This window comes from Nocardiopsis terrae (assembly GCF_014651695.1).
Taxonomy (GTDB): domain Bacteria; phylum Actinomycetota; class Actinomycetes; order Streptosporangiales; family Streptosporangiaceae; genus Nocardiopsis; species Nocardiopsis terrae.
The window spans coordinates 205,987-230,421 of the sequence record NZ_BMXJ01000008.1 but is presented as its reverse complement, the minus strand read 5'-3'; the positions used below and the strand labels follow the sequence as shown (position 1 = coordinate 230,421).

At 73.1% G+C, this 24,435-nt stretch carries 19 protein-coding genes; 15 read left to right on the top strand and 4 right to left on the bottom strand.

From position 1 onward, the window contains the following. Window positions 1-108 precede the first annotated feature (108 nt). Window positions 109-234, top strand: a complete 126-nt coding sequence (locus IE195_RS26550; RefSeq protein ID WP_264081838.1) for a hypothetical protein — start codon at window positions 109-111, stop codon at window positions 232-234. Between the two features lie 35 nt (window positions 235-269). On the opposite strand, the gene IE195_RS22900 is transcribed toward IE195_RS26550, so the two are convergent. Continuing rightward, a complete protein-coding gene (locus IE195_RS22900) occupies window positions 270-1,358 on the bottom strand; it encodes a hypothetical protein (RefSeq protein WP_191275086.1) in 1,089 nt (362 codons plus the stop codon). A gap of 344 nt (window positions 1,359-1,702) precedes the next feature. On the opposite strand from IE195_RS22900, the gene IE195_RS22895 reads away from it, so the two are divergent. The 5 genes from IE195_RS22895 (at window position 1,703) to IE195_RS22875 (ending at window position 11,781) form a co-directional block, all read left to right on the top strand. After that, window positions 1,703-3,784: an acyltransferase family protein gene (locus IE195_RS22895; protein ID WP_191275084.1), complete on the top strand. Its 2,082-nt coding sequence runs from the start codon at window positions 1,703-1,705 to the stop codon at window positions 3,782-3,784. A 1,121-nt stretch (window positions 3,785-4,905) separates the two neighbouring features. After that, window positions 4,906-6,384 (top strand): SaeA-related protein, encoded by a 1,479-nt coding sequence (locus IE195_RS22890; RefSeq protein ID WP_191275082.1) that lies wholly within the window; start codon window positions 4,906-4,908, stop codon window positions 6,382-6,384. Next, window positions 6,381-7,580: a TRAFAC clade GTPase domain-containing protein gene (locus tag IE195_RS22885; protein ID WP_191275080.1), complete on the top strand. Its 1,200-nt coding sequence runs from the start codon at window positions 6,381-6,383 to the stop codon at window positions 7,578-7,580. Before IE195_RS22890 ends, IE195_RS22885 begins: the two co-directional genes overlap by 4 nt. 77 nt (window positions 7,581-7,657) lie before the next feature. Continuing rightward, window positions 7,658-10,183 carry a GTPase-associated protein 1-related protein gene (locus tag IE195_RS22880; protein ID WP_191275077.1) on the top strand — a complete coding sequence of 842 codons (2,526 nt, stop codon included), beginning with the start codon at window positions 7,658-7,660 and terminating at the stop codon, window positions 10,181-10,183. Beyond that, window positions 10,180-11,781 (top strand): TRAFAC clade GTPase domain-containing protein, encoded by a 1,602-nt coding sequence (locus IE195_RS22875; RefSeq protein ID WP_191275075.1) that lies wholly within the window; start codon window positions 10,180-10,182, stop codon window positions 11,779-11,781. The genes IE195_RS22880 and IE195_RS22875 overlap by 4 nt, the downstream gene beginning before the upstream one ends. A 166-nt stretch (window positions 11,782-11,947) precedes the next feature. On the opposite strand, the gene IE195_RS22870 is transcribed toward IE195_RS22875, so the two are convergent. Further along, complete coding sequence (locus tag IE195_RS22870; protein ID WP_191275073.1) at window positions 11,948-13,201, bottom strand: 4-hydroxybenzoate 3-monooxygenase; 1,254 nt, start codon at window positions 13,199-13,201, stop codon at window positions 11,948-11,950. 181 nt (window positions 13,202-13,382) lie between these two features. Between IE195_RS22870 and IE195_RS22865 the strand changes: the two genes are divergently transcribed. Further along, window positions 13,383-14,222, top strand: a complete 840-nt coding sequence (locus IE195_RS22865) for an IclR family transcriptional regulator (protein WP_229826398.1) — start codon at window positions 13,383-13,385, stop codon at window positions 14,220-14,222. Between the two features lie 180 nt (window positions 14,223-14,402). On the opposite strand, the gene IE195_RS22860 is transcribed toward IE195_RS22865, so the two are convergent. Further along, complete coding sequence (locus tag IE195_RS22860) at window positions 14,403-14,831, bottom strand: YkvA family protein (RefSeq protein ID WP_191275071.1); 429 nt, start codon at window positions 14,829-14,831, stop codon at window positions 14,403-14,405. 775 nt (window positions 14,832-15,606) lie between these two features. Here IE195_RS22860 and IE195_RS22855 point away from each other — a divergent pair. From IE195_RS22855 to IE195_RS22820, 8 genes are all read left to right on the top strand, one after another. Continuing rightward, complete coding sequence (locus IE195_RS22855; RefSeq protein ID WP_191275069.1) at window positions 15,607-16,719, top strand: hypothetical protein; 1,113 nt, start codon at window positions 15,607-15,609, stop codon at window positions 16,717-16,719. A gap of 61 nt (window positions 16,720-16,780) precedes the next feature. Beyond that, complete coding sequence (gene cpaB, locus IE195_RS22850; RefSeq protein ID WP_191275067.1) at window positions 16,781-17,572, top strand: Flp pilus assembly protein CpaB; 792 nt, start codon at window positions 16,781-16,783, stop codon at window positions 17,570-17,572. Between the two features lie 6 nt (window positions 17,573-17,578). Further along, a complete protein-coding gene (locus IE195_RS22845; RefSeq protein ID WP_191275065.1) occupies window positions 17,579-18,979 on the top strand; it encodes a CpaE/TadZ family protein in 1,401 nt (466 codons plus the stop codon). A 100-nt stretch (window positions 18,980-19,079) separates the two neighbouring features. Continuing rightward, window positions 19,080-19,439, top strand: a complete 360-nt coding sequence (locus tag IE195_RS22840) for a pilus assembly protein (RefSeq protein WP_225943445.1) — start codon at window positions 19,080-19,082, stop codon at window positions 19,437-19,439. After that, window positions 19,436-19,870, top strand: coding sequence for a TadE/TadG family type IV pilus assembly protein (locus tag IE195_RS22835; RefSeq protein ID WP_373295676.1), 435 nt, complete (start codon window positions 19,436-19,438; stop codon window positions 19,868-19,870). Before IE195_RS22840 ends, IE195_RS22835 begins: the two co-directional genes overlap by 4 nt. 56 nt (window positions 19,871-19,926) lie before the next feature. Continuing rightward, window positions 19,927-21,252: a TadA family conjugal transfer-associated ATPase gene (locus IE195_RS22830; RefSeq protein ID WP_191275063.1), complete on the top strand. Its 1,326-nt coding sequence runs from the start codon at window positions 19,927-19,929 to the stop codon at window positions 21,250-21,252. Between the two features lie 49 nt (window positions 21,253-21,301). Continuing rightward, complete coding sequence (locus tag IE195_RS22825) at window positions 21,302-22,234, top strand: type II secretion system F family protein (protein ID WP_191275061.1); 933 nt, start codon at window positions 21,302-21,304, stop codon at window positions 22,232-22,234. Window positions 22,235-22,282: 48 nt separating this feature from the next. After that, window positions 22,283-23,185 (top strand): type II secretion system F family protein, encoded by a 903-nt coding sequence (locus IE195_RS22820; RefSeq protein ID WP_191275053.1) that lies wholly within the window; start codon window positions 22,283-22,285, stop codon window positions 23,183-23,185. Window positions 23,186-23,265: 80 nt separating this feature from the next. On the opposite strand, the gene IE195_RS22815 is transcribed toward IE195_RS22820, so the two are convergent. Further along, a complete protein-coding gene (locus tag IE195_RS22815) occupies window positions 23,266-24,297 on the bottom strand; it encodes a nitroreductase/quinone reductase family protein (RefSeq protein ID WP_225942511.1) in 1,032 nt (343 codons plus the stop codon). Window positions 24,298-24,435: the final 138 nt, after the last annotated feature.

The window sequence follows — 24,435 nt, the reverse complement described above, 5'->3', positions numbered from 1 at the left end:
GGTCAGGGTGCGGTGCGGGTCAGGGCGCGGTGCGGGCCCGCACGGTGGCCGGGCCCGAGGGCGGGTCGGCGCGCGGGCACGGGGCCGGGGTCGTCCTTCGCGGAGAGCGTGCCTGAGGACGTCGGCGATCCCGGATTCGGTGAGGTCCTCGTCCCCGGGGAGGATCCGGGCGCACAGGCCGCGGGGGTCCTCCTCACCGTCACCGGGGTCCTCGCCCTCCAACTGGGCGGCTGAACCGACCGGGGGCGGGACAGGCTGGAGGGCGGTCCCTACTGTTCGGGGTACACCGACTGGATGCGCTCGGCGACGTGGCCGAAGCCGGTGCGTTCCAGGATGTCCACCTGTTCGCGGACGAAGGCGGCGCGCTCGGCCCCGTCCTCGACGGAGTCGATGAGCCCGCGCAGGATGGCGACCTGGACGTCCTGCTCCATGGAGTCCGCGCCCTCGTCCGTCTCCTGCTCGGCGGGCCACCAGTAGCTCTCGTAGCCCTCCTCGTCGACCCCGCTCCCGGGCATCGGAACGTCGGGCTCGGGCGGCTCCAGGTCGGACAGCCCGAGCACGTCGGGGTCCTCGTGCCCGGCATGGTGCAGTCGGGGTTCCGGGAGGAGCTCGGAGGGCAGCGCCCGCCCGGGTTCACCGGAGACCGCCGCGCGGTCCCGCGCAGCCTCGTGCTCGGCCGTCCACAGGGCGCGGTCCTTGCGCAGACGGGCCATGCGGCGGAGGCGTTCGTCGTCCTCGTCGGACAGTTCCAGCCGGACCTCGTCCGCCCACACCTGGATGGTGCCTCCGGCGACGGGGGCCTCCACCGCGAACACCGACCCGAGTTCGCTCTCGGTCACCGAACGGTCGTCGGGGTGCACCTCGCACAGGATGTCCCGGGCACGCAGCACGATCGAGTGGACGGCCGGGCCCGCGGGGTTGCGCAGGCTCAGGTCGACCCGGTGGGCCCAGCGCCAGTGGACGAGCGCGGAGAACTCGAACACGTAGTCGTCCAGAGCGCTCGGCAGTTCGGTGCGGCGCGTGCGGACCCCCCGGGTCCCGCTCTCGCCGCGCGGCGCCTCGACGGGTCCGGGCTCATCGCCCCGGTCCGGCCGATCCGAACGGCCCCGGAGATCCTGCCCCGAAACCCGCACGTCCTCGTCCTTCCCGTCCCCGGCCGAGCCACCGCCCGTCACCAGGCCCAGGGCCGCCTCCAGGACGGCGTCCAGCGGGGCGGGGCGTGCCAGGGCCGCGCCCAACAGCATCAGGGCGAACGGCAACCACAGGATCACCCATGGCCCGACCAGCGGAAACAGCACCGCGGGGACGGTCAACACCACGATGACCGCCACGAGGCGGGTACGGGCGAAGGTGGCCACGGGGGTGTCTCCTCGGTACGGGGGCAGGGGGCTCGCGACAAAGGGTCCTCTGGCAAGTGTGCCCGAGAACCGGCGTGCACGTGCCACCAACGCCGAGCACAGCGCCCCTTCTCCCCATCGGGCCACCGTTCCCGCGCCGGTTCCCGCACCGATCACTCGGATATGACGCCGTTGTCCCGGCCCCTCCGGAACACCGGTGAAGGCCTTGGCCGACGAGCACGGCGGAGCGGGACGGCGGCGAAGACGCAGGGGTTCCCCTCGGGAGTGCGAAGAATCGGGAAACACTCGCGAAAGGCACCTGTTTCCACCCTCGCGCGGCCGGGTCCGGGACACATGATGACGCCATGCGATCACCCCGTTTCCCTTCGCCACGGGCCGTCCTGCCCAACCGGGCGGGTCAGCGCGGTCAAGGGAACCTCTTCCGCCCCGAGGTCCAGGGGCTGCGCGCCGTCGCCGTACTGCTGGTGCTCGTCTACCACCTGAACCCGGGCCTGCTCCCGGGCGGTTACGTGGGCGTCGACGTCTTCTTCGTCATCTCCGGTTTCCTCATCACCTCCCTGCTCCTGCGGGAGGTCCGCGAGCACGGGCGGGTGTCGCTGGCCGGGTTCTACGTGCGGCGGGTCCGGCGCCTGCTGCCCGCCGCCACGGTGGTACTCCTGGCGACGGGGGCGACCGCCCTGGCGGTGCTGCCGGTCACCCGGCTGGGTGACACCGCCTGGCAGTTGTTCGCCTCCGCCGCGTACGTGGAGAACCTCTACCTGGCCGACCAGACGCTGGACTACCTCGCGGCGGAGGTCCCGCCCAGTCCCGTACAGCACTTCTGGTCGCTGTCGGTGGAGGAGCAGTTCTACCTGCTGTGGCCGCTGCTCTTTCTGTTGTGGGCGCTCCTCCTCCGGCGGCGTTCCGGGGCCGCGGCCGGGACCGGGGCGCTCACCGCGGTTCTGGCCGCGGTGTTCGCCGCCTCCCTGGTCTGCTCGGTGGTACTGACCGCCGGCGGCTCCCCTGGCGCCTACTTCCTGCCGACCACCCGCGCCTGGGAGCTGGCGGCCGGCGGGCTCCTGGCGGTGTTCCTGTCCGGACGGGGGCTGCCGCGACCGCTCCGCCTCCCGCTGGGCTGGGCGGGCCTGGCCGCCATCATGGCCTCCGCCGTGCTCTACGACTCCGGCACACCCTTCCCGGGGTACACCGCCCTGCTCCCCGTCCTGGGGTGTGTGGCGGTGATCGCCGCGGAACGCTCGCCCGGCCTGTCGGCCTCGACGCTGCTGAGCACGGGCCCGGCCCGGTTCGTCGGGGACATCTCCTACGCCCTGTACCTGTGGCACTGGCCGCTCGTGGTGTTCGCGCTGGTCCTGCTGGGTCGGGACACCCTGGGGCCGCTCGGTGTCGCCGGTGTGGCGGCCCTGTCGTTCCTGCTGGCCTGGGCGACCAAGCTGTGGGTGGAGGATCCGGTGGCGCGGCACGGCCTGGTGCGCACGGGGCGCGGCGCCTCGGCCGTGGCCCTGGCCGGGATCCTGGCGGTGGCCGCGGTCACCGCCGCGTCCCTGGTCCGGGTGGACCGCTTCCAGTCGACCGAGTTCGACCCGGAGGTCCACGTGGGCCCGAAGGCGATCGGCCTACCGCCGTCCCAGGACGAAGCGTGGATGTACCCCTCCCCGGTCGAGGCCGAGGACGACGTCCCCCGGGCCTACGCCGACGGCTGCCACGCGGGGTTCGACCAACGGGCCCCCTCCGAGCCGCCGTGCGTCTACGGCCCCGAGGACGCGGCCACCACGGTGGCGCTCACCGGGGACTCGCACAGCACCCAGTGGTTCCCGGCACTGGTGCAGATCGCCGAGGAGCGGGGGTGGCGGCTCACCGTGTACAACAAGTCGGCCTGCGCGTTCACCTCGGTCCTCGTCAGCAGGGGAGGCGAGCCCTACGCCGAGTGCCAGGAGTGGAACAGGGCGGTGGCCGAGGAGCTCCGGCGACTGAAGCCGGATCTGCTGGTCACCAGCTCCTCGGCGGCCGGGGTCCCGCACGGCCACGGATCCGGACCGGAGGCGCGAGGCGCCATGGCCGAGGGCATGGTCGAGCAGTGGGAGCGGCTCACCGCCGCCGGTGTCCCGATCCTCGCGATCCGGGACACGCCCCGCACCAACTCGGACGTGCTGGACTGCCTGGCCTCCTCCAGCCGCGACCTCTCCGCCTGCGACCGGCCCGCCTCGGCGGCGCTGGAGCCCGACGACCCCCAGGAACTGGCGGCCCGGGAGGTCGAAGGGGCCGAGCTGATCGACCTCACCGACCTGATCTGCACCGACGACACCTGCCCCGCGGTGGTCGGCAACGTCGTGGTCTACCGGGACTCGCACCACCTCACCGAAACCTACGCGCGCCTACTCGCCGACGCCCTCGGCACCCGGATGGACGAGGCTCTGGGCCGGAACTGACCTCCCGGCCCGGGGGCTGGCTCCGACCGCGCAGGACCCCCGGCGCTGCAGCTGACGTCCGGGGCCCCGGCGTGCCACTACGGGAAGCACGGGAAAGGGGAAGGAAGAACTCAGGAATGCACAATAAAGAACATTGGCACTGACCCTCCTTTTCTGCCACGGCGAGGCCGTGCGGCCGCCTCCCCCGCACGGTGTCCGCCCCGAATCCGGATCGGCGTCGGACCAGGGGGCGACCTCGAGAACCCACCCGTGGAACAGAACTCTCAAACGGACACACCTCTGCCGAAACAGACCGGCAACCGGCACCACCGGACATCGCACCACCAGGCATTTCAGCCACCCAGCCGACAGAGAACAGTGAAAAACGGACACGAAGCAAAAGGGTACAACAATTCGCCGTAGCCCCTCCCGTGACAAACCCGCCTGCCAACAACCGGAAAGGTGTTTCGGCGCGTTCGGACAACACACTCCGGAGTATGCTCGTGCAGACCTCACCGGCGGGGCCCACATCCGCCGTTCTCGGCCCGCCCCGTCGGACACCTCAGCCAGAACGGCGAAAGGCCGCCCGATGGAGACCACCGACGAACCGGAGCGTCAGGCCCCCGAGGCCCCGACCTCACCCGCACCCGACACCGCACCCGTCCCCGCGTCCGAGCCCGGCACCACCGGGGTCCGCCGTCCGATCCCGCGCCCGCGCCGCGGACCGGGTCGCCGCCACCGGGCGCGCGGCTACGTCCGTCACCTCTTCGACGCCGACGAACCGCTTCCCGCAGCCGCCCAGGAGGGACCGGCCGCGAACCGGCCGGAACAGGCAGCTGCGGGGGCCGGCACACGGGGGCGAACCGGTTCGGCGGTGACCGCGATCCGCGCGACCGACAGGAGCGAGCATGGCCTGGGACCAGCGGATCCACAGCTGGGACGAGCGGAGAGCGCAGGGGGATCCAGCTCGGGGGAATCCCCGGCGGAGGGGTGTACCGACGGACCCGCCCGATGAGGGTTCACCCGACCGGGGCTGTGACGGCTCCGACTCGGACACCGCCTGCCGACGGTTCCAGGCGCAGACCGCGCCGGAGGGCGGGGCTGCCGTCGAACCAGCCCCGCCGCTGGAGACGGATGCCCGGGTGGACGGGCGACGGGTGGTGGTGACGTGGCGGCCCGGCACCCGCCCGGGCGAACGGGCCTCCTACCGGGTGACGCGGCGGACCGGGCACGGGGCGACCGCCCGGGAGAGGCCGGTGGGTGAGGTTTCGGGCACCCGGGTGGTCGACGAGGGGCTTGCTGTGGGCAGTGAGGCCGTCTACACGGTGGTGGCTGTGGGCGACGGCCCCGGCACGTCCCCGGCCGCGTGGAGCCAGCCGGTGATGATCACCCCCGAAGTCGCCGACCTGCGGGTGCGGTCCGACGAGACCTCGGTGACCGGTTCCTGGCGGACGCCGCCGGAGGCGGTCCGGGTGGAGGTGCTGCGAGCGGAGGGCGGCCCGCCCCGGGGACCGGGAGACGGGGTACCGATCGCGCACGACGGGTCGGTGTTCGTGGACACGGACGTCCTCCCGGACACGGAGTACCACTACCGGGTGCGCGCGGTGTACGTGACCTCGCGGGGCCTGGCCCGGAACTCGGCCGGACTGGTCCGCCGGGCCAGCCCCGGACCCGTACCGACCGCGGTGCGGGACCTGTCGGTGGACGCGGTCGGGGCCGGGTTCGTGGCCTCGTGGTCCGCACCGTCCCGGGGCCGGGTGGTGCTGTTCACCTCCGAGCGGCCGCCGCCGTGGCCCCCGGGCCGGTCCGTGCCCGCCGACCGCTGGGCGGAGCTGGGTTCGGAGGTCCCGGGCGAGGTGTCGACCGGCCCCGACGGCCGGGCCGAAGCCGGACTCCAGCTGCCCGCGGGCACCGTGTACGTGCTGGCCGCGACCGTGGCGGGCGGTCAGGCGGTGGCGGGCGCCCGGACCCGGGTCGTCGCCGCTCCCCCGGTCACCGGCCTGCGCGCCGAACGGTTCGACACGGTGGTCCGGCTGAGCTGGGACTGGCCCGAGCACACCGCCGCGGCGCTGGTGTCCTGGCGGGACGCCCGGAGCTCCCCGGACGCCCGGGCCCCGAACCCCGCCGCTCCGCTGGACGGTGCTGGTGCCGGCACGGTGCGCGGATCACGGCTGCGGTACGAGGCCGAGGGCGGGTTCGAGGCGCACACGGGCCCCGGGCCGGTCGTGGTGACGGTCCGGACCGCCGTGCCCTCCGAGACCGGTGAGTCGCTCAGCACCCCGGTGAGCGTGCACGTGCCGGGCAGGGCGGTGCTCGACTACCAGGTGGAGGCGGTCGGGCTGCTGCGCCGGGAGCGGATGGTGCACCTCAGTTCCCGGGACGCCTGCCACATGCCCGAGGTGGCGGTCGTGTACACCTCGGGCAGGGTGCAGCCGCACTCGGGGGAGCGGGGCCGGGTACTGGCGACGTTTCCGGCCCGGCCCCTGGCCGCGGGCGAGCGGGTGTCGGTACGGGTCCAGCCGCCCCGGGAGCCCGGACCGGCCTGGCTGATGTGCTTCCCCGCGGACGGGGGCACGGCTGTGAGCCTGCGCCAACCCCCGGTGAGGGAGCTGCGCCTGTGAACCCGTGGGACGGGCCCCGTCTGGTGTGCCCCTACTGCTACTCGGCGTTTCCCGAACGCCGTATCCGTTTCCGCTGCCTGGGCAGGCCGGGCCCGTCGGGCGAGATCTGCCCGACCGCCGAGGACCGGGCGCTCCGGAACCACCTGGGGCGACGCGAACGGCTCCCCCCGGTCTTCGAGGCCAACGGCAGGCGCCCCAGGGCGGTGTGCCCCGCCTGTTCGGGGACGACCGACCGCAAGGTGTGCGCGGTGTGCCACGCGCGGATGCCGGTGAACTTCGGGCGGATGCGCGGCCGCACGATCGCCCTGGTGGGGGCGCGGGACGCGGGCAAGACCGTGTTCATGACGGTGCTCATCCACGAGCTGAGGAACCGGGTCGGCGACCGGTTCGACGCGTCCGTGGGCGGTTCGGACGACCACACCCGGCACCGTTTCGGCCCCGACTACGAGTCACCCCTGTACGAGGAGGGCCGACTGCTCCAGGGGACGCGGCGGGCCGCGGGTGCGGCCCGCGCACCCCTGCTGTTCCGGTTCACCGGACGGCGGCGGGGGCTGGCCGGCCCCCGCCCCAGGCACACCCTGCTGTCGTTCTTCGACACCGCCGGGGAGGACCTGAGCGACGAGGAGAGCGTGGAGGCCAACCTGCGCTACCTCAACAACGCGGACGGGGTGATCGTGCTGTTGGACCCGCTCCAGATGGACGGAGCCCGCCGGGCGGCCGCGGCCGGGACCCGGCTGCCCGTCCCGGAGGGCCCGGAGAACCAGCCCGTGCACATGCTGGAGCGCGTCACCGACCTGCTGATGCGCCGGGAGGGCAGACCGAACCGGCTGATCGGGGTGCCCATCGCGGTGTGCCTCACCAAACTCGACGCCCTGCGCGCGGAGATGGACGAGGGGTCACCGCTGCACCGCCCGCAGCCGGGTGCACCGTTCTTCGACGAGTCCGACAGCCAGGACGTGCACGCCCAGATCCAACAGCTCCTCCACCGCTGGGACGGGCCGGGGATCGACCACCACGTGCGCAACCACTACCGCAACGCCCGCTACTTCGGGGTGTCCGCCCTGGGCGGCGCCCCCACCGGCGACAACCGGGTCCGGGGCGGGGTGCGGCCGTACCGGGTGGCCGACCCGTTCCTGTGGTTGCTCTCGGAGTTCGGGGTCGTCCGGTCCGGAAGCGCGCCCCGGCCCCCGCCCTGACCGCGGTTTCCGTACCCGCGCCCCGCAGCCCGCGCGTCACACACCCCCGCACCGGCCTCACGGAAAGGGCACGGCCGATGGGTTCACCCCAGCTCTACTACACCTCGTGCGAACACGGCCTGTCGGGTTGCTCCGGCTACCAGTTCAACGCGGCGACCCCCGGGGTGGACCCGCGGGTACTGCGCGAGGTGGAACGTTTCACCGTCTACGAACCCCCTCGGCCGCGGGACGCCGGGGACGCCGACCGGCACCCGGTCAACCTCTGCTACTCCCCCGACCTGGCCGGGTACCCGGTGCTGAGCCGGGTCGTCTCCAGCGGCGAGGACCCCTCGGGCCGGCCGGGCAACTACTTCGCGCACAGCCTGCTGCTGGTCGGGGGCGGCGCGTTCCTGCCCGCCGAGCAGTGGGGGGCGGGCTTCTGGGCGAGCACCCCGGTGACGGCCCCGGACCTGCCCGGGATCGTGCTCCCGCCGGGTCCGCTGGACCGGCGGCGGACCGCGCTGTGGCTGCTCGGCCGCCCGGAGCACCTCCTCGGGCGGCTGCTGGCCGCGGTGGACGGGGCGATCGACGGCGGTCCCCCCGTGCTGCTGCTCGCCGACGACGAGGCCGCCGCCCACTGGGTGGCCGCCCTGTCCCACCTGCTACCGCCCCGGCGCGCTCGGGCGATGTCGTTCGCGACCTACAGCGGCGACCCGGAGGACTCCCCGGTGCACGTGGTAGCGGTGCCCCCGCACACCGACACCCGGCTGCTCCGGAGCCGGTTCACGGTCTTCGACCCCGAGTGCGAGCAGCGCACCGGACCCGACGGGGGGACGATCCCGGCCGGGACCGACGCCACGGAATCCGCCGGAGCACCCCGCCCGGGCGTCGAACCACCCGGGCCCGACACCGCGGCCGTGGTGTCCCTGCTCCTCGCGACGGGGGTGGAGGGCGCGCCCGCGCTGTGGTCCGCCGCCCGCCCCTACTCCTCGGGTGCGGAGCGGTCGTTGGCCGACTGGCGGCCGGTACTCGCCGCGGCCTCCCTCGCCGAGGACTCCGGCCGCGGTACCGGCCCGGACCTGGGCGCGGTACGCGCCTGGCTGCCCGGGGCGGTGTCCTGGCTGGCCCCGGAACGGGCCCGTCTCCTCATCGAGCGGCTGTTGGACACCGACACCGGGCATCTGCGCGACGACGAGCTGGTCCGGTTCCGGAAGGCGGCCCTGGATGCGGGTTCGACGGAGCTCACCGAACGCCTGGAGGGGGAGGCCGTGCGCCGTTGCCTGGAGCGGATCGCGGCCGGTTCCCCGACGCCCCCGGCGCCGCCGGTGCGCTCCGAGCGCGTGCGGGAGGCCGCCCGCGACCGCGTCCGCGACCTGCTCGACGGTGCGGCCGGCCGGGTGCCGCCGCCGGACCGGGCGGTGGAGCTCCTGCTCTGGGCACGGACCGCGGGCCTGGTTCCGCCCGCACCGGCCCTGGCACGGTACGGGCACGGCACCGTCGCCGCGCGCCTGGCCGCTGCCCCGCCGGGTGCCGAACCCGACCCCGCCCTCGCCCGCCTGGTCCACGGGTACGAGGCGCTGCGCCGGGGCGCCGCCGCGGGGTTGGCGGCGCTGCCGCGGCCGGTGCTGGCGGACCTGGCGGCGGGCCCGGCGGGGGCGCTGTTCGCCGAGGACCGAAGCGGTTCGTCCGCCGCGCTGCGCGAACTCCGGTTGCTCGCCGTCGGCGACGGCGAACCGCTGCACCTGCTGCGCGGGGTGGTGGCGCTGCGGCAGGAGGCCCGCACCTGGGATCCGCCCGGACTGGCCGCTCACGACCTGGACGAGGAGCTGCTGCTCCGGGTGTGGGGGACCGGTCAGCGCCCCTGCGCGGTGTCGGCGGTACTCGGGCTGGCCGGTGAGCGGACCCTGGTCTCCCCCGGGGTCGGCCGCTGGATCGCCGGGGCGCTGCTGACCGGACCGCACGAGGACGAGGACGGCGACTGGCAGCGGGCGCTGCACGAGCTGGCCCGGCACCGCCTCGGGCGGCTACTCCCGGAGGACGCCCGGAGGCTGGTCGACGGATGGGCCGGGGCCTCGGCGGCGCTGGCCGAGCTGGACCGGCCCGGGCGCGCGGAGGGTGCCGCACGGCTTCGGCCGGTCGCGGCTGCCGTCCTGGGGGGCGACGACCGGTTGGTCGCCGCGGTCGCGTTGCGGGGGGTGGCCGCCCGGTTGCTGCGTTGGCGCCCCGAACACGCCGCGGAGGCGCTGTCCGACTGTGCCGAGGAGGTGTTCGGTGCCTATTGCCGGGCGGCGTACCGGCGGTTGGCCCTGCCGCCGAGGCGGGGGCTGTCGGTCCTGCGTAGGCGAACGTCCGAGACGGAACTGGCCGTGCGCGTGTTCCGGACCGCCCTGGCCCTGGGCGCGGGAGCCCCGCCGGACCCGGCCTCTCGGGACGCCCGCCTGCTCGGGCAGGTGCTGGGACCGGCGCTGCGCACCTGGTCCCGGCGTGAGACCGGTCGGGCCCGCAGGGCCTTCGGGGCCGACGGGAGGAGGGAGGAGTTCGAGGCGTGGGCGCGGTCGGTACGGGAGCGGGGCGGGGGCGGCGGCCTGTTCGGGCGCCTCCGGAAGGGGTCGCGCGAAGCTTGAACGGACACTCTCCCGCCTCCGCCGCCTCCGACTTCCTGGTGCCGGGGCTGATCGTCCTCGTGCCCGGGTTCGTCGTGGCCCTGGGCGTCGTTTTCGGAGGGGACCCCGCCAAGGTGCTGGCCTTCCTGCTCAGCACCCTGACCGTAGCGGCGTCCCTTGCCCTGGCCTTCGGTTTCGCCGTGCTCACCCGGGTGTACGTCCGGGCCGTCCAGGCGGTGCTCTTCCACGGGGACAACCCGCGTGCGCCCGAACCCGGGCCGGAGGACCCCGCCGAGTTCGGCTATCACGGCGGCCCGGCGTGGTGGGACCTCGCCGAGGTGGGCTCACGGGTCGCGGTCGGTACCGGCCCGTTCGCGGTCCTGCTGTTGCCGCACCTGGCCGTACAGGCCGTGCTCGTGCTCACCCACCTGGCCTGGGCCTGGACCGCGGTGGCCGTCCTTCGGCTGGTGGACGGCGGGCTGCTGCGGTACCGGAGGATCCGCATGCTGTGCCCGCGCTGCTTCGAGCACATGACCTACCCCTCGCACGAGTGCGACCGCTGCGGCCGGGTGCACCGCGACGTCCGGCCCGGGCGCCGGGGGCTGCTGCGGCGCCGGTGCCTGTGCGGGCGGAGCATGCCGACACTGCTCCTCCTGGGCGCCGCCGGGCTGGGTGCGCTGTGCCCGCACTGCGGCCAGGGCATGGAGCACCGGCCGGGGGAGGCGCGGGAGCTCCCGGTCGCGCTGTTCGGGGGGACCGGGGCGGGCAAGACCAGGCTCACCCACGGTCTGTACGCGGCTCTGGAGCACGCCGCCGCGGGCCGTCCGGGGGCCCGGGTGGAACCGGCGGATGAGGACACCCGGCACCGGTTGGGCGAGAGCGCACTGGCTCTCTCCCCCGGCCGGAGGGTGCCCCCGACCCAGCCGGGGCGCCGGGCGCGCGGGCTCGCGCTGCGGGTGACGGCCGGGACGCGCACCCTGCTCCTGCAGGTGTACGACGCCGCCGGGGAGTGGTTCGACCGCACTGACCGCACCGAGGAGCTCACCTACCTGGGCCGGACCGGGACGTTCGTACTGGTGGTGGATCCGTTGTCGGTGCCCGCGGTGTGGAACGCGCTCGGCGCCGGGGAGCAGCGGCGCCTGGCCGGGGAGCGTTCGCTCACCCCCGACCCCGAGCGGCCGTACATGCAGGTGCGCGACGAGGTCCAGCGGCAGTACCTGGCGTCGGGGCGGGGGCTGTGGCGGTCCCGGCTGGCGGTCGTGATCACCCGGGGCGACCTGTTGGCGGGGACGTCCCTCGCGCCGGCCGACGTGCCCGCGGAGCGGTGGGTGCGGGAGGTGATGGGGCTGAACAACCTGTTGCGGGCGGCCCGGAGCGACTTCGGCTCGGTGGAGGTGTTCGTGACCGGGGCGGTCGTGGCCCCCGGGGGAGACCCGGATCCCAGTCTCACCACCCTGCTGCGATGGCTGCTGGTCCCGGAGGCGGAGCAGTTCACCGGCCTCGCGGGCCCCGGACCCGCGCCGCCCCCGCTCCCCGGATCCGTTCCGAACCCGGGCACGCACGCCGCTCGGGCAGAGCCGGCGCAGACGGGACCGACGCGGACGGGGCGGGCCCGGTGACCGGGCCCGGTCGGCGTCCGCGCACCGCACGACGGACCACGGCGGTGCTGCTCCACACGGTGACGGCGGTGGTGGCGGCCCTGGTCCTGGCGGGCCTGGGCGCGGTGGCGCTGCGGCTGGTCGGGATGATCTGGGAGGGCCTCGTCGGTCTCTGAGCCGTCCGGGTTCAGGGGGTCCGGGAGGCGGACGCGGTGATCACGTCGGCGATGGCCGAGGCGGGGTCGGTCACCGGGATCGGCCAGCCCGTGTACGCCTCGGCGAGGAAGGTCCGGCCCGCCCTCGAACCCGTGACCTGGTCGATCTCGGCGAGCTGACGGCGCAGTCCGAAGGGGTCCCCGTCCGCGGCCGTGTGCAGCATGGACGTCATCCACCAGGAGAAGTGCTGGGCCCGCCAGGCGCGGTCCGCGGCGGTCCGGCCGTAGGCGGCGAGCAGGTCCGCCGAACCCCGGTGGAAGAAGCGTTCGAGCGCCTGGCAGAGCACGGCGGCGTCGGCGACGGCCAGGTTGAGGCCCTTGGCGCCGGTGGGCGGGACGACGTGCGCGGCGTCCCCGGCGAGGAGGAGGCGTCCGTGGCCCATCGGGGCGAGGACACGGCTGCGCATGGGGATGACCCCGCGCTGGATGATCGGCCCCTCCCTGAGCTCGAACCCGTTGCCGTTGACCCGCGTGCGCAGTTCCGTCCAGATCCGGTCGTCACTCCAGGCTTGGGCGTCCTCGGCGGGATCGCACTGGAAGTACATCCGCTGCACGCTGGGGGTGCGTGAGCTGATCAGCGCGAACCCGCGCTCGGAGTGCGTGTAGACGAGCTCGTCGGAGCTGGGCGGGGCCTCGGTGAGGATGCCGAACCAGCCGTGTTCGTAGGCCCGGAAGTAGTCGGTGCGCACGCTCTCGGGGACGGCGGAACGGCTGACGCCGCGGCTGCCGTCGCATCCGGCGACCACGGCGCAGGAGAGTTCGACGCGGGTGCCGTCGGCGTCGGTGAAGCGTACGGAGGGGGTGTCGGTGGTGACGTCGTGGACGCTGACGCCGCTCACGCCGAAGCGCAGGTCGCCCCCGGCCGCGAGGCGGGCCGCGATGAGGTCCTTGAGCACCTCGTGCTGGGGGTAGAGGTGAACGGAGCGCCCGGTGAGGCCGGAGAGGTCGATCCTTCGGGTCTCGCCGCGGCTGCGGATTCCGATGCCGCCGTGGCACTGTCCCTCGGAGAGCGCGCGTTCGCCCACCCCGGTGCCGGTCATGAGGTCGACGGTGCCCTGTTCCAGGATCCCGGCCCGGACGGTCGTCTCGATGTCGGCGCGTTCGCGCAGGTCGATGACGACGGAGTCGATCCCGGAGAGGGAGAGCAGATGAGAGAGCATCAGGCCCGCGGGCCCGGCGCCGATGACGGCCACCCGGGTCCTGAGCCGGCGGTGTTCGGCGTTCATCGGTTCGCGTTCTCCGTCCGTGGGTGCCGGGGTCACCCTCAGCATGTGCCCGGGGAGCCGGGCGGCACCAGGCCTGGTTCCACTGGGTGAGAAACGGAACCAGCAGAAGTTCACCCAAAGGACAGATGTACGCTTTGCGCACGAACAGGAGTGGTGAAGCAGCGGAGAGGTGGACACGGCCGTGCCGACGACAGGGGATTCCGTGCTCAGCCGCGCCATGCGGATCCTGCGCACCTTCAACGGGCCCGACGCCGCCGGGGCGGGCCCGGAGGGCGGGCCCGCCCCCTCCCTCACCGCCTCCGAGATCTCCCGCCGTGCCGGTCTCCCCGTCGCCACGGCACACCGTCTGGTCGGGGAGCTGGTTGCGCTGGGCGCCCTGGAACGCGGGCCCGACAAGCGCGTGCGCGTCGGTTACCGGCTGTGGGAGATCGCCTCGCGCTCCTCACCCGCCCGAGGCCTCAGCCGGGCCGCCCTCCCCTACATGGAGGACCTCCAGGCGGTGGTCCGGGAGCACACCCAGATCGGTGTACTGGAGGGGACCGACGTCCTCTACCTCGAACGCCTCTCCCGCCCCGAGGCCGGGCGCAACGTCGCCGAGGTCGCCGGGCGGCTGCCCGTCCACGCCACCTCCACCGGCCTGGTCCTGCTCGCCCACGAACCGGCCGAGTTCCAGGAGCGCGTGCTCGGCGGGCGACTGCACGCGGCCACTCCGCACACCGTCACCGACCCCGCCCGGCTGCGCCGCCTCCTCGCCGGGATCCGCCGCGACGGGTTCGTGGTGTCTCCCCGGACGATGACCCCTGAGTCCGTCGGGCTGGCCGCGCCCGTGCGCGACAGCGACAACCGCGTGGTCGCCGCCCTGTCCCTGGTCGTACCGTTCGAAACCGGAGACCCGCGCCGCTACCTGCCGGTCCTCGTGGCCGCCGCGCGGGGGGTGTCCCGCGCCATGGGCGCCCCGGTCTCCAGGGAGAACATGATCCGCACCCAGGGCTTCCGGCCCGTCCGGGACGGAACCGAGTGATCTCGGGTCCGGGACCCTGACGGGCTTCCCGCACCTGTCGGCGGGACCGTGCCACGCGGGACCGCCCCCCGGGAACGACCGTGTCCGAGGAGGGCTGGGCCTCCTCGGACACGGTTCGGCTCGACAGAAGTACGCGGCTCGGCGATGGTGTGCGGTCCGGGCTCTCGTGCCCCGACCGGGCTACCGGCCCTGCGGGGCGCTCTGCCCGGGCTGTCCGGGGCGCTGTCCCGGCTGGTCGGCTTGGGGCCCTTGCGGGTTGGCCCGGTCGAAGGCCTCCTGGGCCTGGTGCTCGCGCTCCCAGATGACGAAGCGCTCGCTCTCGCCCAGCGCCATGGTGGTCAGCCACACGGCGACGGCGATGTCGTCGACCAGGCCGAAGACCGAGAGGATCAGCTCGGGGACGAAGTCGATCGGGGAGACGACGTAGCCGACCAGCACCAGCATCATGAAGAGCTTGCCGCCGCTGAGTTCGTGGTAGCGGCCGCGCAGCTTCGCCCCGACCATGCGCGGAACCGCGCGGACGCGCTGCCACACGGAGACCCGGCCGTCGGTGTTCTGGATGACCTGCCAAGCGGCCGCGCCGGCCGCGGCCCGGTTTGCCTTGCGCATCGTGTTCGTCTCCTCAGGGGGCATGTGACTTCTTAAGATATGACGCGAAGTCCTCCTGATTCGTTCCCGCCTGTCGGGGAGGACAACCCCGAACGAGACGCACGCGGCACCGCCCCGACCTCACCACCACCCCTTTCCCCCTCTTTCCGATCCGTGGCGGGTGGTGCCTGAGGGGCGCAGGTGGCTCCGCTCACGCCGCCGGAACACTTCTACGACGGGTTGTCCACAGGGATGACCGGTGGCCCTGGTGGGGACCGGCACGGGGAGGCATCCTTGGATGAGCGACAGCTTTTTCTCCCGTCTCCTCAGGAGCCTCTGCCCCGGGGCGGGCTCCGCCCCTTCGCCCCCGACCCCCAGTCCACCGACCAGCACGAGAGTTCGACTCGCGAGAGAAAACAAAGGGACAAAAAGAACTTTCAGCAAAAAAGGTGCAACGTCGGGTGGCCACATGCGGCCATCTCCGTCCACTCCCCCACGAGGTACACCCGATGCGAGCACGGGAACCCGGCCCTCTCCGCCAGCACCGGAGGCCTGCCGCCACCGACCGGGCCGCGCCGGCCCCCCAGCAGAAACGGCACCGCGCCACGGCACCCGTTTCCCGAGGCGGGGAATACCGGACCTCCCGCTCCGCCACACCCATTCGTTACGATGCGTGCGAGTGGCACCTGAGACGCGGGGCGCCTCTGCAGCATCCGAAACCGTCCGAGTGCGTAGATCCGATGGAGCTTTCCCAGTGTCCAATGCCCTACCTCGGTCGGCGACGACCGTAGCCCTGTTGGCGGACATCCCCAGCACGGGCCACGTGGGCGAGGCCGGAGCCCGACGGTTCACCATGCGGGGTGACGGTGTCGGCGCGCGCAGCGCCGCCTTCGTCGCCTTCGCCGGGCAGGAGGTGGGCGCGGGCCGCAAGGTCGTCGCGCTCTACCCGGCCTGGCAGGCCTCGGACGCCCAACGGGCGGTCAACTTCGCCCGGGGCTCCCTGCGCACCGACCACATCGCCGGGATCGGTATCGACCTGTCCCCCCTGGCCCTGTCCCTGGTCGCCGACCAACTCGCCTACCTGTCCCCCTACCTGCCGCCGGGCGTGGTCGCAGCGCTCTGCGAGGAGCTCCCCAAACACCTGCTGGCCGGGGCCTGGCTGCGCACGGTCTCCGGGCTCTCCACCCTGCCCACGAGCCTGCGCCAGCACATGGGCTCGTACGCGCCCACGGTGTCCTTCCTCGCCTACTGCGCCCCCACCGCGCAGGTGGGCCGGCTGCGCCCTGCCGAGGTCGCGGCCGGGCTGCCCTTCCGCCCGGTCCAGCCGGTACAGCTGCTGTACTCCACCCCGGACCCGGGCATCACCGGCGTGTTCGACGAGCACCTGCCCCGGGCCGTCCAGCCGGTGGCCACCCGGCTCCTGCCCGCCCAGCCCCTCGGCAGCGCCTACTGGGGGACCGCCAAATACGTGGAGTTCGTGGCGTTGAGCGCCCATCCGCAGGCCCTCGCCTACGCTGCGGGCTCCGTCAGAGCCAGCGCCTGCTCCTGGTGCGGTGAACCCATGTCCGCCAAACCCTGCCCCTTCTGCTCGGCCAACTCGACCACGGGTTCCGCCCAGACACCCCGCCCGGGCCCCGCCGCGGCCCACGGCGCACACCCCCGACCCCCGAACGGACACCCCGTGCCAGGAGAGAACCCCGTACGGCACCGCGACGGGCGGGCCGGCGCCACGGCACCGACCGGGAACCCCGCCGCCCCCGCACCGCCCGAACACCACCCCGCCACAGCCGCAGGACCGGCCAACGGACACGCCCCTCCCCCGGGACACGGGCCCCTCGCCCCGCCCGAGGGCCCGGCGTTCCCGGGCCGCGCCCCGCAGCCGGACCCGCCACGGACCTACTCCCGCTAGGGCCCCGCTCCCTCCCCGGGCGGAAGGCCCACGACGACACTGGAAACGGAAACCACCCCCTATGAACCCCCGTCAGCGACGCGGTGTCCTACTCATGGTCGTGGCCGCTATCGGCGCCGTCGCCGTGTTCGCCTCCGTCTTCGCCTACCTCAACAGCCAGCAGGAACAGATGGGCCGGTTCTCCACCGTCCTGCGTCTGGCCGAACCCGTGGAGGCCTACCAGCCGATCGGCCAGGACTCGGTCGAAAGGGTCGAGGTCCCCGCCGCCTACTTCGACCCGGAGGTCTTCATCACCGACCTGTCCGACGTCGACACCCCCTCCGGCCAGGAGCTGGTGGCCTCCACCCATCTGGAGGCCGGGGCCATCCTGCAGCGCGGCATGGTCGAGCCGCAGCCCACCCTGACCACCGGCGAGCGGGAGATCGCCATCATGGTCAACGCCGAGACCGGGGTGGCGGGCAAGGTGCAGCGCGGTTCGGTCGTGGACATCTACGGCACCTTCCAGGCGCGCGACCACGGTGAGGCCTGTGCGACCCGGGTCATCACCGAGGTGGAGGTCCTCGACATCGGGGAGCTGCGCAGCCAGGAGGAGGAGGGCGGCGGGGTGACCGGCGTGGTCCCGGTGACCTTCCGGCTCGACCCGCAGGCCGCCCTCCAGCTGGCCTACGCCGAGGAGTTCTCCACCAAGCTCCGGTTGGCCCTGGTCAGCGCCGCGGGCGGTGGAGACGCCGGAGAACCCCAGGTGTGCAGCGGTGACTTCGACGAGATCATCGAGGAGATCGCTGACGACCAGGGGGCGCAACCGTCCGATGGTGAACAGACCGAAGAGCGGCGTACGCCGCAGGGGGAGTAGGTACCGGTGAACTTCCGAGTCCTGGCGGGGATGCCCACATCCGAGACGGAGATGGTGTTCGCCGCGCGTTTCGAGGAACTGGCCGGGGCCGACCTCGTGGCCACCCGGCGCACGGGCACGGACCTGATCAACGGGGCCGGCGAGCACCCCGAGCTCGACGTGGTCCTGGTCCACCAGGACCTGGGACCCGCCCCGGTCCTGGAGACCGTCCGCGACCTGTCGCACCGGCACCCGCAGTTGGCCATCCTGCTCGTCTCCTCCTCCATGGACCCGGAGACGTTCACCGGAGCCATGGAGGCGGGCGCCCGGGGCGTGCTCTCCGCCGACTCCGGGCTGACCGAGCTGGAGACGCGGATCGCCAAGGCCGCGGAGTGGTCGCGGACGCTCCGACGCCACCTGGAGTCGGCGGCGTTCGACCTGCCGGCCTCGGGGGTGCGCGGCCGGATCGTGACGGTCAGCGGCGCCAAGGGCGGGGTGGGCACCACCACCTGCGCCGTGCACCTGGCGATGGCCGCGGCCCGCCGGGACCGGGTGGTGTGCCTGGTCGACCTGGACCTGCAGGCCGGCGACCTTCCCGCCTTCCTCAACCTCCAGCACCGCAGATCCATCGCGGACCTGGTGGACGCCGCCGACGACATCAGCCCCGGCATGCTCTCCGAAACCCTCTACGTGGACCCGCGCGGCCCGCACGTGCTGCTGGCGCCGGAGCACGGTGAGCGCGGCGAGGACGTCGACGCCCGGGCCACCCGCCGGATCCTGAGCGCCCTGCGCTCGCGGTACGAGATGGTGATCGTGGACTGCGGATCCAACATGAACGAGGCGACCGCGATGGCCGTGGAACTGGCCGACAGCGCGGTGGTCACGGTGACCCCGGACGTCCCCGCGCTGCGCGGCGCGCAGCGGCTGATGGCGATGTGGGAACGGCTGCAGATCCGTTCCCACGAGGACGTGTACTCGCTGGTCACCCGGCACAGCCGCAAGAACGAGATCCAGCCTGACTTCCTGCAGCAGCTGCTGGGGACCAAGGTGCTGCGCACTCCCGTCCCCGCCGCCTACCGGGCACTGGAACCCGGCGAGAACAACGGCGACCCCACCAAGGTCACCGACGAGGGGCTGCGCAAGGCCTTCGCCCGACTCGCCTCGGAACTGGACCTGCTCGCACCGCCGACCGCCGGCGGCAGTGGCAGCAGGATCGGCAACACCACGGCCTCCGGCGGCCTCCCCCCGGGTCTGGCCGCGCTGGCCTCACGCGCGCCCGGTACACAGACCGGCCCCTCCACCCGGGACGTGTCCGGTTTCCTCAACGCCTCGGGCCCGCAGCAGGTCAACGGGTACGGGGCCCAGACGGGCACGTCCGACCCCTGGGGACAGGGGTCACCGGGGCCGAGGGGAGGTTTCGGTGGCTGAGGACCGCCGGGGCCCGGGGCGAACGCGGGCTCCTCGGGGCCGCCGTGGTTCCCGGCGCTCCGGGGAGGACCGCGGCGCGGTCTTCGTGGAGTTCGCCGCGATGGTGCCGTTCATGATGCTGGCGCTGGCACTGGTCTGGCAGGTACTGCTACTCGGGGTCACCGCCATGTACGCCTCCCACGGGGCCGCCGAGGCGGCCCGACAGGCCGCGGTCACCCCGGACGACCTCGAACGCATCGACGAGGAGGCGCGTAAACGGGTACGGGCTCCCTGGGACGCCGAGGACGTGCTGTCCACCGAGATCGTCGAACGCGACGGGGGGCGCTACGCCCGGGTGAGCCTGGACATGCCGGTGTTCCTACCCGGTACGTCGGGCCCGTGGCAGATCACCGGCGAGGCGAAGGTCGTCACCGAGGTCACTCCGCGCGGCCTGCCCGACGCCGGGGAGGCGGACCGGTGACCGGACCGTCCGCCGCCCGCCGGCCCCGTCGACGGCTGTTCGGCCGCTGGTCCCGCCGTCTGCTGCTCGGTCGCGCCCCCCGCCGGGACCGCGACCGGGGCGGCCCCATCCTGGAGTTCGCCGCGATCCTGCCGATCCTGCTGTTCGCCGTGGTGGTGGCGATCGAGGCCTTCCTGGCCTTCGTGGCGATGGAACGGATCGAGTCGGCGGCCCGGGCCGGGGCCAGGGTGGCCGGAACCGAACAGCTGACGGGCGCCGAGGCGGCGGCCCACAGCGCCCTGCCCGGCTGGTTGGACGACGCGACCGTCACCAGCGGCGCCAACGACAGTGACGGGTACTACGTCGAGGTCTCGCACCCGCTGCCGATCGTGTTCTCGTCGGTGGGGTTCGACCTGACGCTGACCCGGCGGGTGGACATGCCGAACGTGTGAGGCGGTGCGGGCGCCCCCGCACCACCACGGCACCGCCAAGGGAGGAGACGAGGAACATGGGGCTGAAGGACCGGTTGGAGGAGGACCGCGCCGTCGAGGACCGCGCGGACCGCGGCAGCGTGACGCACTGGCGCCGCCGCCTCCTGAAGGAGATCAACCTGGAGGACCTGACCCGGCTGACCCTGGCCCAGCGCCGGGTCCGGCTGGAGAAGGTCGTCGGGCACATCCTGTCCCGTGAGGGCCCGGTGCTGTCGGACCGCGAGCGTTCGGTGCTGATCCGCAGGGTCGTGGACGAGGCCCTGGGGCTGGGTGTGCTGGAGCCGCTGCTGGCCGATGAGAGCGTCACCGAGATCATGGTCAACGGGCCCGACAACGTGTTCGTGGAACGCGAGGGCCGGATGGAGCGCGTCGACGCCGCCTTCAACGGCGAGGAACAGCTCTACCAGACCATCGACCGCATCGTCTCGCTGGTCAACCGGCGGGTGGACGAGTCCTCACCGATGGTGGACGCCCGCCTGCCCAGCGGCGAACGGGTCAACGTGATCATCCCCCCGCTGTCGCTGTCGGGGCCGGTCCTGACCATCCGGCGCTTCCCCAAGCCCTACCCGATCGAGGACCTGGTCCGGATGGGCAGCCTGGACCAGGCCACCGGCGTGCTGTTGTCGGCGATGGTGCGGGCCCGGTTCAACATCGTGGTGTCGGGCGGCACCGGCACCGGTAAGACGACCTTCCTCAACGCGCTGTCGGCCTTCGTCCCCAGCAGCGAACGGATCGTCACGATCGAGGACTCCGCGGAGCTCCAGCTCATGCAGGAACACGTGGTGCGCCTGGAGTCGCGCCCCGCCAACATCGAGGGGCGGGGAGCGATCGCCATCCGCGACCTGGTGCGCAACGCCCTGCGGATGCGCCCGGACCGCATCATCGTCGGTGAGGTCCGGGGCTCGGAGACCATCGACATGCTCCAGGCGATGAACACCGGCCACGACGGATCCCTGGTGACGGTGCACTCCAACTCCGCGGACGACGCCATCCACCGGTTGCAGACCCTGGCGACCATGGGTGAGGGCCAGATCCCCTACGAGGCGATCCGCGACCAGATCAACAACGCGGTGGACGCCGTCGTGCACCTGGGCCGCTGGCCGGACGGCTCACGGCGGATCAACGAGATCGCCGTGGTGTCCTCGCGCAGACGCGAGGAGTTCCGCCTCGACCGGCTGATGGAGTTCGCCGCGCTACCGGTGAACCCCGACCGCGCCGTGCAGGGGCAGTTCCGGCACTACCCGCTGCCGCGCCACGTCGCCGGTCGGATCTACCAGGTGGGCGAGAGCGTCCCCTCCTCGTTCGGGGTCGTCGCCGACGAACGAACCCAGGGCCGCCGGTGAGCGCCCGTACCGCGTCCGTCCGGACGACCTCGACCCGAAGGGAGACCGGGTGAACTGGCAGATAGCGGCCATCCTCGGAGGCCTCGCCCTGGTTCTGCTGCTGGTGCTGTGGGCGGTCCGGGAGTTCGTGACCAGTGCCGAGCAGCGGCGGATGATCGCCTCCCGCAGCGCCCTGGCGCAGGCGGACTACGCTGCCTCCACCCCCATGGCCAGGCTGGACGCCAGGCTGCACCGCACCCAGTGGGGCGCCCGGCTCAGCCGCAGGCTGGCCCGTTCCGGCACGGACGTACGTCCGGCCACGTTCGTCGCGGCCCTGGCGGCCGGTTCCCTGCTGGCGGTCGTGGTGGTCTGGCAGGTGCTGGCCCCGTTCTTCGGGCTGCTGGCCGCCGTCGGGGTGGCGTTCCTGTTCTTCTCCTACCTGCGCCGGGCCGAGGCCAAGCGGCGCGAGGAGTTCACCAACCAACTACCCGACCTGGCCCGGGTCCTGGGCAACGCGACCTCGGCCGGGCTGGCGCTGCCGACCGCGGTGGCGATCGCGGCGGACGAGCTGGACGGTCCGGCCGGTGAGGAGCTCGGCCGGCTGGCGGAGTCGATGAAACTCGGCGCGACCTTCGAGGAGGCCATCTCCGACCTGCGCGAACGTATGCCCTCCCGGGAGCTCGGTGTGCTGCTGTCCACTCTGCTGGTGGCCTCCAGGTCCGGTGGTTCCCTGGTCACCGCGCTGCGCAACATCTCCGCCACCCTGGAGAGCCGCAAGGAGACCCGGCGCGAGGTGCGGACCATCCTCAGCGAGACGACGTCCACCGTGTGGGCCCTCGGGTTCATGTCGGTGGGCGCGCTGTTCCTGATCAACGCGATCCAGCCGGGGATCATGCGCACGATGACCGGCAGCGCGGCCGGTATCGCGGTGCTGTTGGTCGTGGCGGCGCTGTTCGCCGTCGGTTTCGTGCTGGTCTCCCGGATCACCAAGTTCAGGTTGTAGCCGCGGCCTCTCCCCGCAACCCGCCCTCCGCCCCGAAGGACACCCCCGATGAACCTTCTGCCCCTCGCGGCCGCGCTCGCCTCCGCCCTGGTCGTACTGGTCGGCGTCTACGGCCTGTACCTGACCCTGTCGCAGACGCGGGTTCCGGTGGACGACCCGGTCGAGGCCCCGGTGCGCACCAAGAGCGACGAGACCTTCTTCCTGCACCGGATCACCGAGGCGATCGGACGCCCCTTCTCCCGTTCGGTACTGGCCTCGCTGAGCACGAAGCAGAGGAGGTCGATCGCGGCCCGGATCGAGGCGGCGGGGCGCCCGGACGGACTGACCGCCGAACGGTACGTGCAGCGCAAGATCGGTGAGGTCACCATCTACGGCACGCTCGCGCTGTTGGTACTCGTCTCGGACAGCAGTCCGCTCCTGGCCCTGTTCGCGGTGGCGTTCATGGGCCTGACCGACCTGAACCTGTACGTGCAGACCCAGGAGCGAGCCGACCAGGTGCAGACGCAGCTACCGGACTTCCTGGACGTACTCGCGGTCACGGTGAGCGCGGGGATGTCGTTCCGCGCCGCGGTCGGCCGGGTCGCGGCGTCGATGCCGGGCGTGCTGTCGGACGAGTTCACGATCGCACTCCGCCAGATGGAGCTGGGCATCTCCCGCCGGGAGGCCTTCGACTCCCTGCGCCGCCGCAACCGCAACGATTCGCTGAGCAAGTTCGTCACCGCCATCCAGCAGGCCGAGGAGCTGGGCGCCCCGCTGAGCGACACCCTGGTGAACATCAGCAGGGACATGCGCCGGGCCGACGCCCAGTACATGCGCCGCAAGGCCCAGCAGCTCAACCCGAGGGTGACGATGGTGACCGCGGTGACCCTGCTTCCGGGCCTGCTGATCCTCATCGTCGGTTCGATGTTCCTGGGCACCGAGGTCAATCTCGGCACCATCCTCGGTGGTTAGGGGCCCGCCGCACGCACACCGGACGCGTTCGGTGTGCGCTTCCCGGGGTGTGGCCGGGCCCCGGCCACACCCCGCGGCCGCTACTGTGCCGGTCCCGGGGGCGGGAACGGGATCTCGGCCAGGGTGGGGATGAGCGCCCCCTCCTCGAACTCCAGGTGGGCTTGGAGTTCCTCGGTCAGCCGGTCCAGTTCCGCCATGAACCGCACCGGGTCCGCCGTCTCCAGGCCGGTGAGCAGACCCTCCAGTTCGCCCCGGAGCCGGTCGACCGCGCGGTGTTCCCTGATCAACCGCTCCACCGGTTCCCGCAGGTGGGGGAAGCCCTCGGCGAGCTGCGGGAACGCCGTGTCCTCGCTGGTGTGGTGGAAGTGCAGGGACTCGCAGAAAGCCAGGCAGTGCTGGCGGATCCGCAGGTTCAGCCCCATCGGGTGCGCCGCCCCGGCGGACTCCCGTCCGGCCAGGTACAGCTCCGCCTCCCTGCGCACGTGGACCAGCTGGCCGCGCAGCCACGCGTGGATCTGGAACAGCTTGTCCGCGAGGTTGTCGACCTCGGCGGGGCCGGAGAGGTCGGAGCGCTGCAGCTCCACCACCGGCAGCCGCCGCTCCACCTGCTCCTGGTACTCGCCGAACCCGGGTTCGCGGCGGACGATCTCCTGGAAGACCCGGTCCCGCTCCGCCCCCTCCACGGGCACGGCGACGGCTTCGTGGCTGTCGTCGTTCGACATCTCCACGAGCGCCATCGGGTGGGCGAGCAGGTTGCGGTACCAGTCGGGGTGTCTGGGTGAACCGCCCGCGGAACCCACCACGTAGACGCGGCCGTCGATCCGCAGGAAACCGAGCGGGGTGGTGTGCTCCCGCCCCGAGCGCGCCCCGGTGGTGGTGAGCAGCAGCAGGTCACCGCCCTCGAACACGCCGCCCACGCGGCCGCCGTTGGCGCGGAACTCCTCGACCACCGGCTCGTTCCACGGGCTCACCACCGGTTCGGGGCGCGGGTGCGGTGCCGGTGCGGGCGTCCGTTCCCCCTCCTCGGCCCGGCCCCCGCCCGTGGTCGCCACCGCGACGGTCTCGTCGTCGGGGTTCTCGTTCTCCGGCTTGTTCTGGTCGTTCTCCGTCAAGGGACGGTCCTCTCACTGGGGTCTGTGGAGGCGGTCGTCCCCGGAGGCACACCTGTGGCACGGTTCGTCTGCGGTCAGGGCAGGAGCACTGCAGAGCTGAAGCGCGTGGTCCGGTGCGCCGGGGCGGAAGGCCGTGCG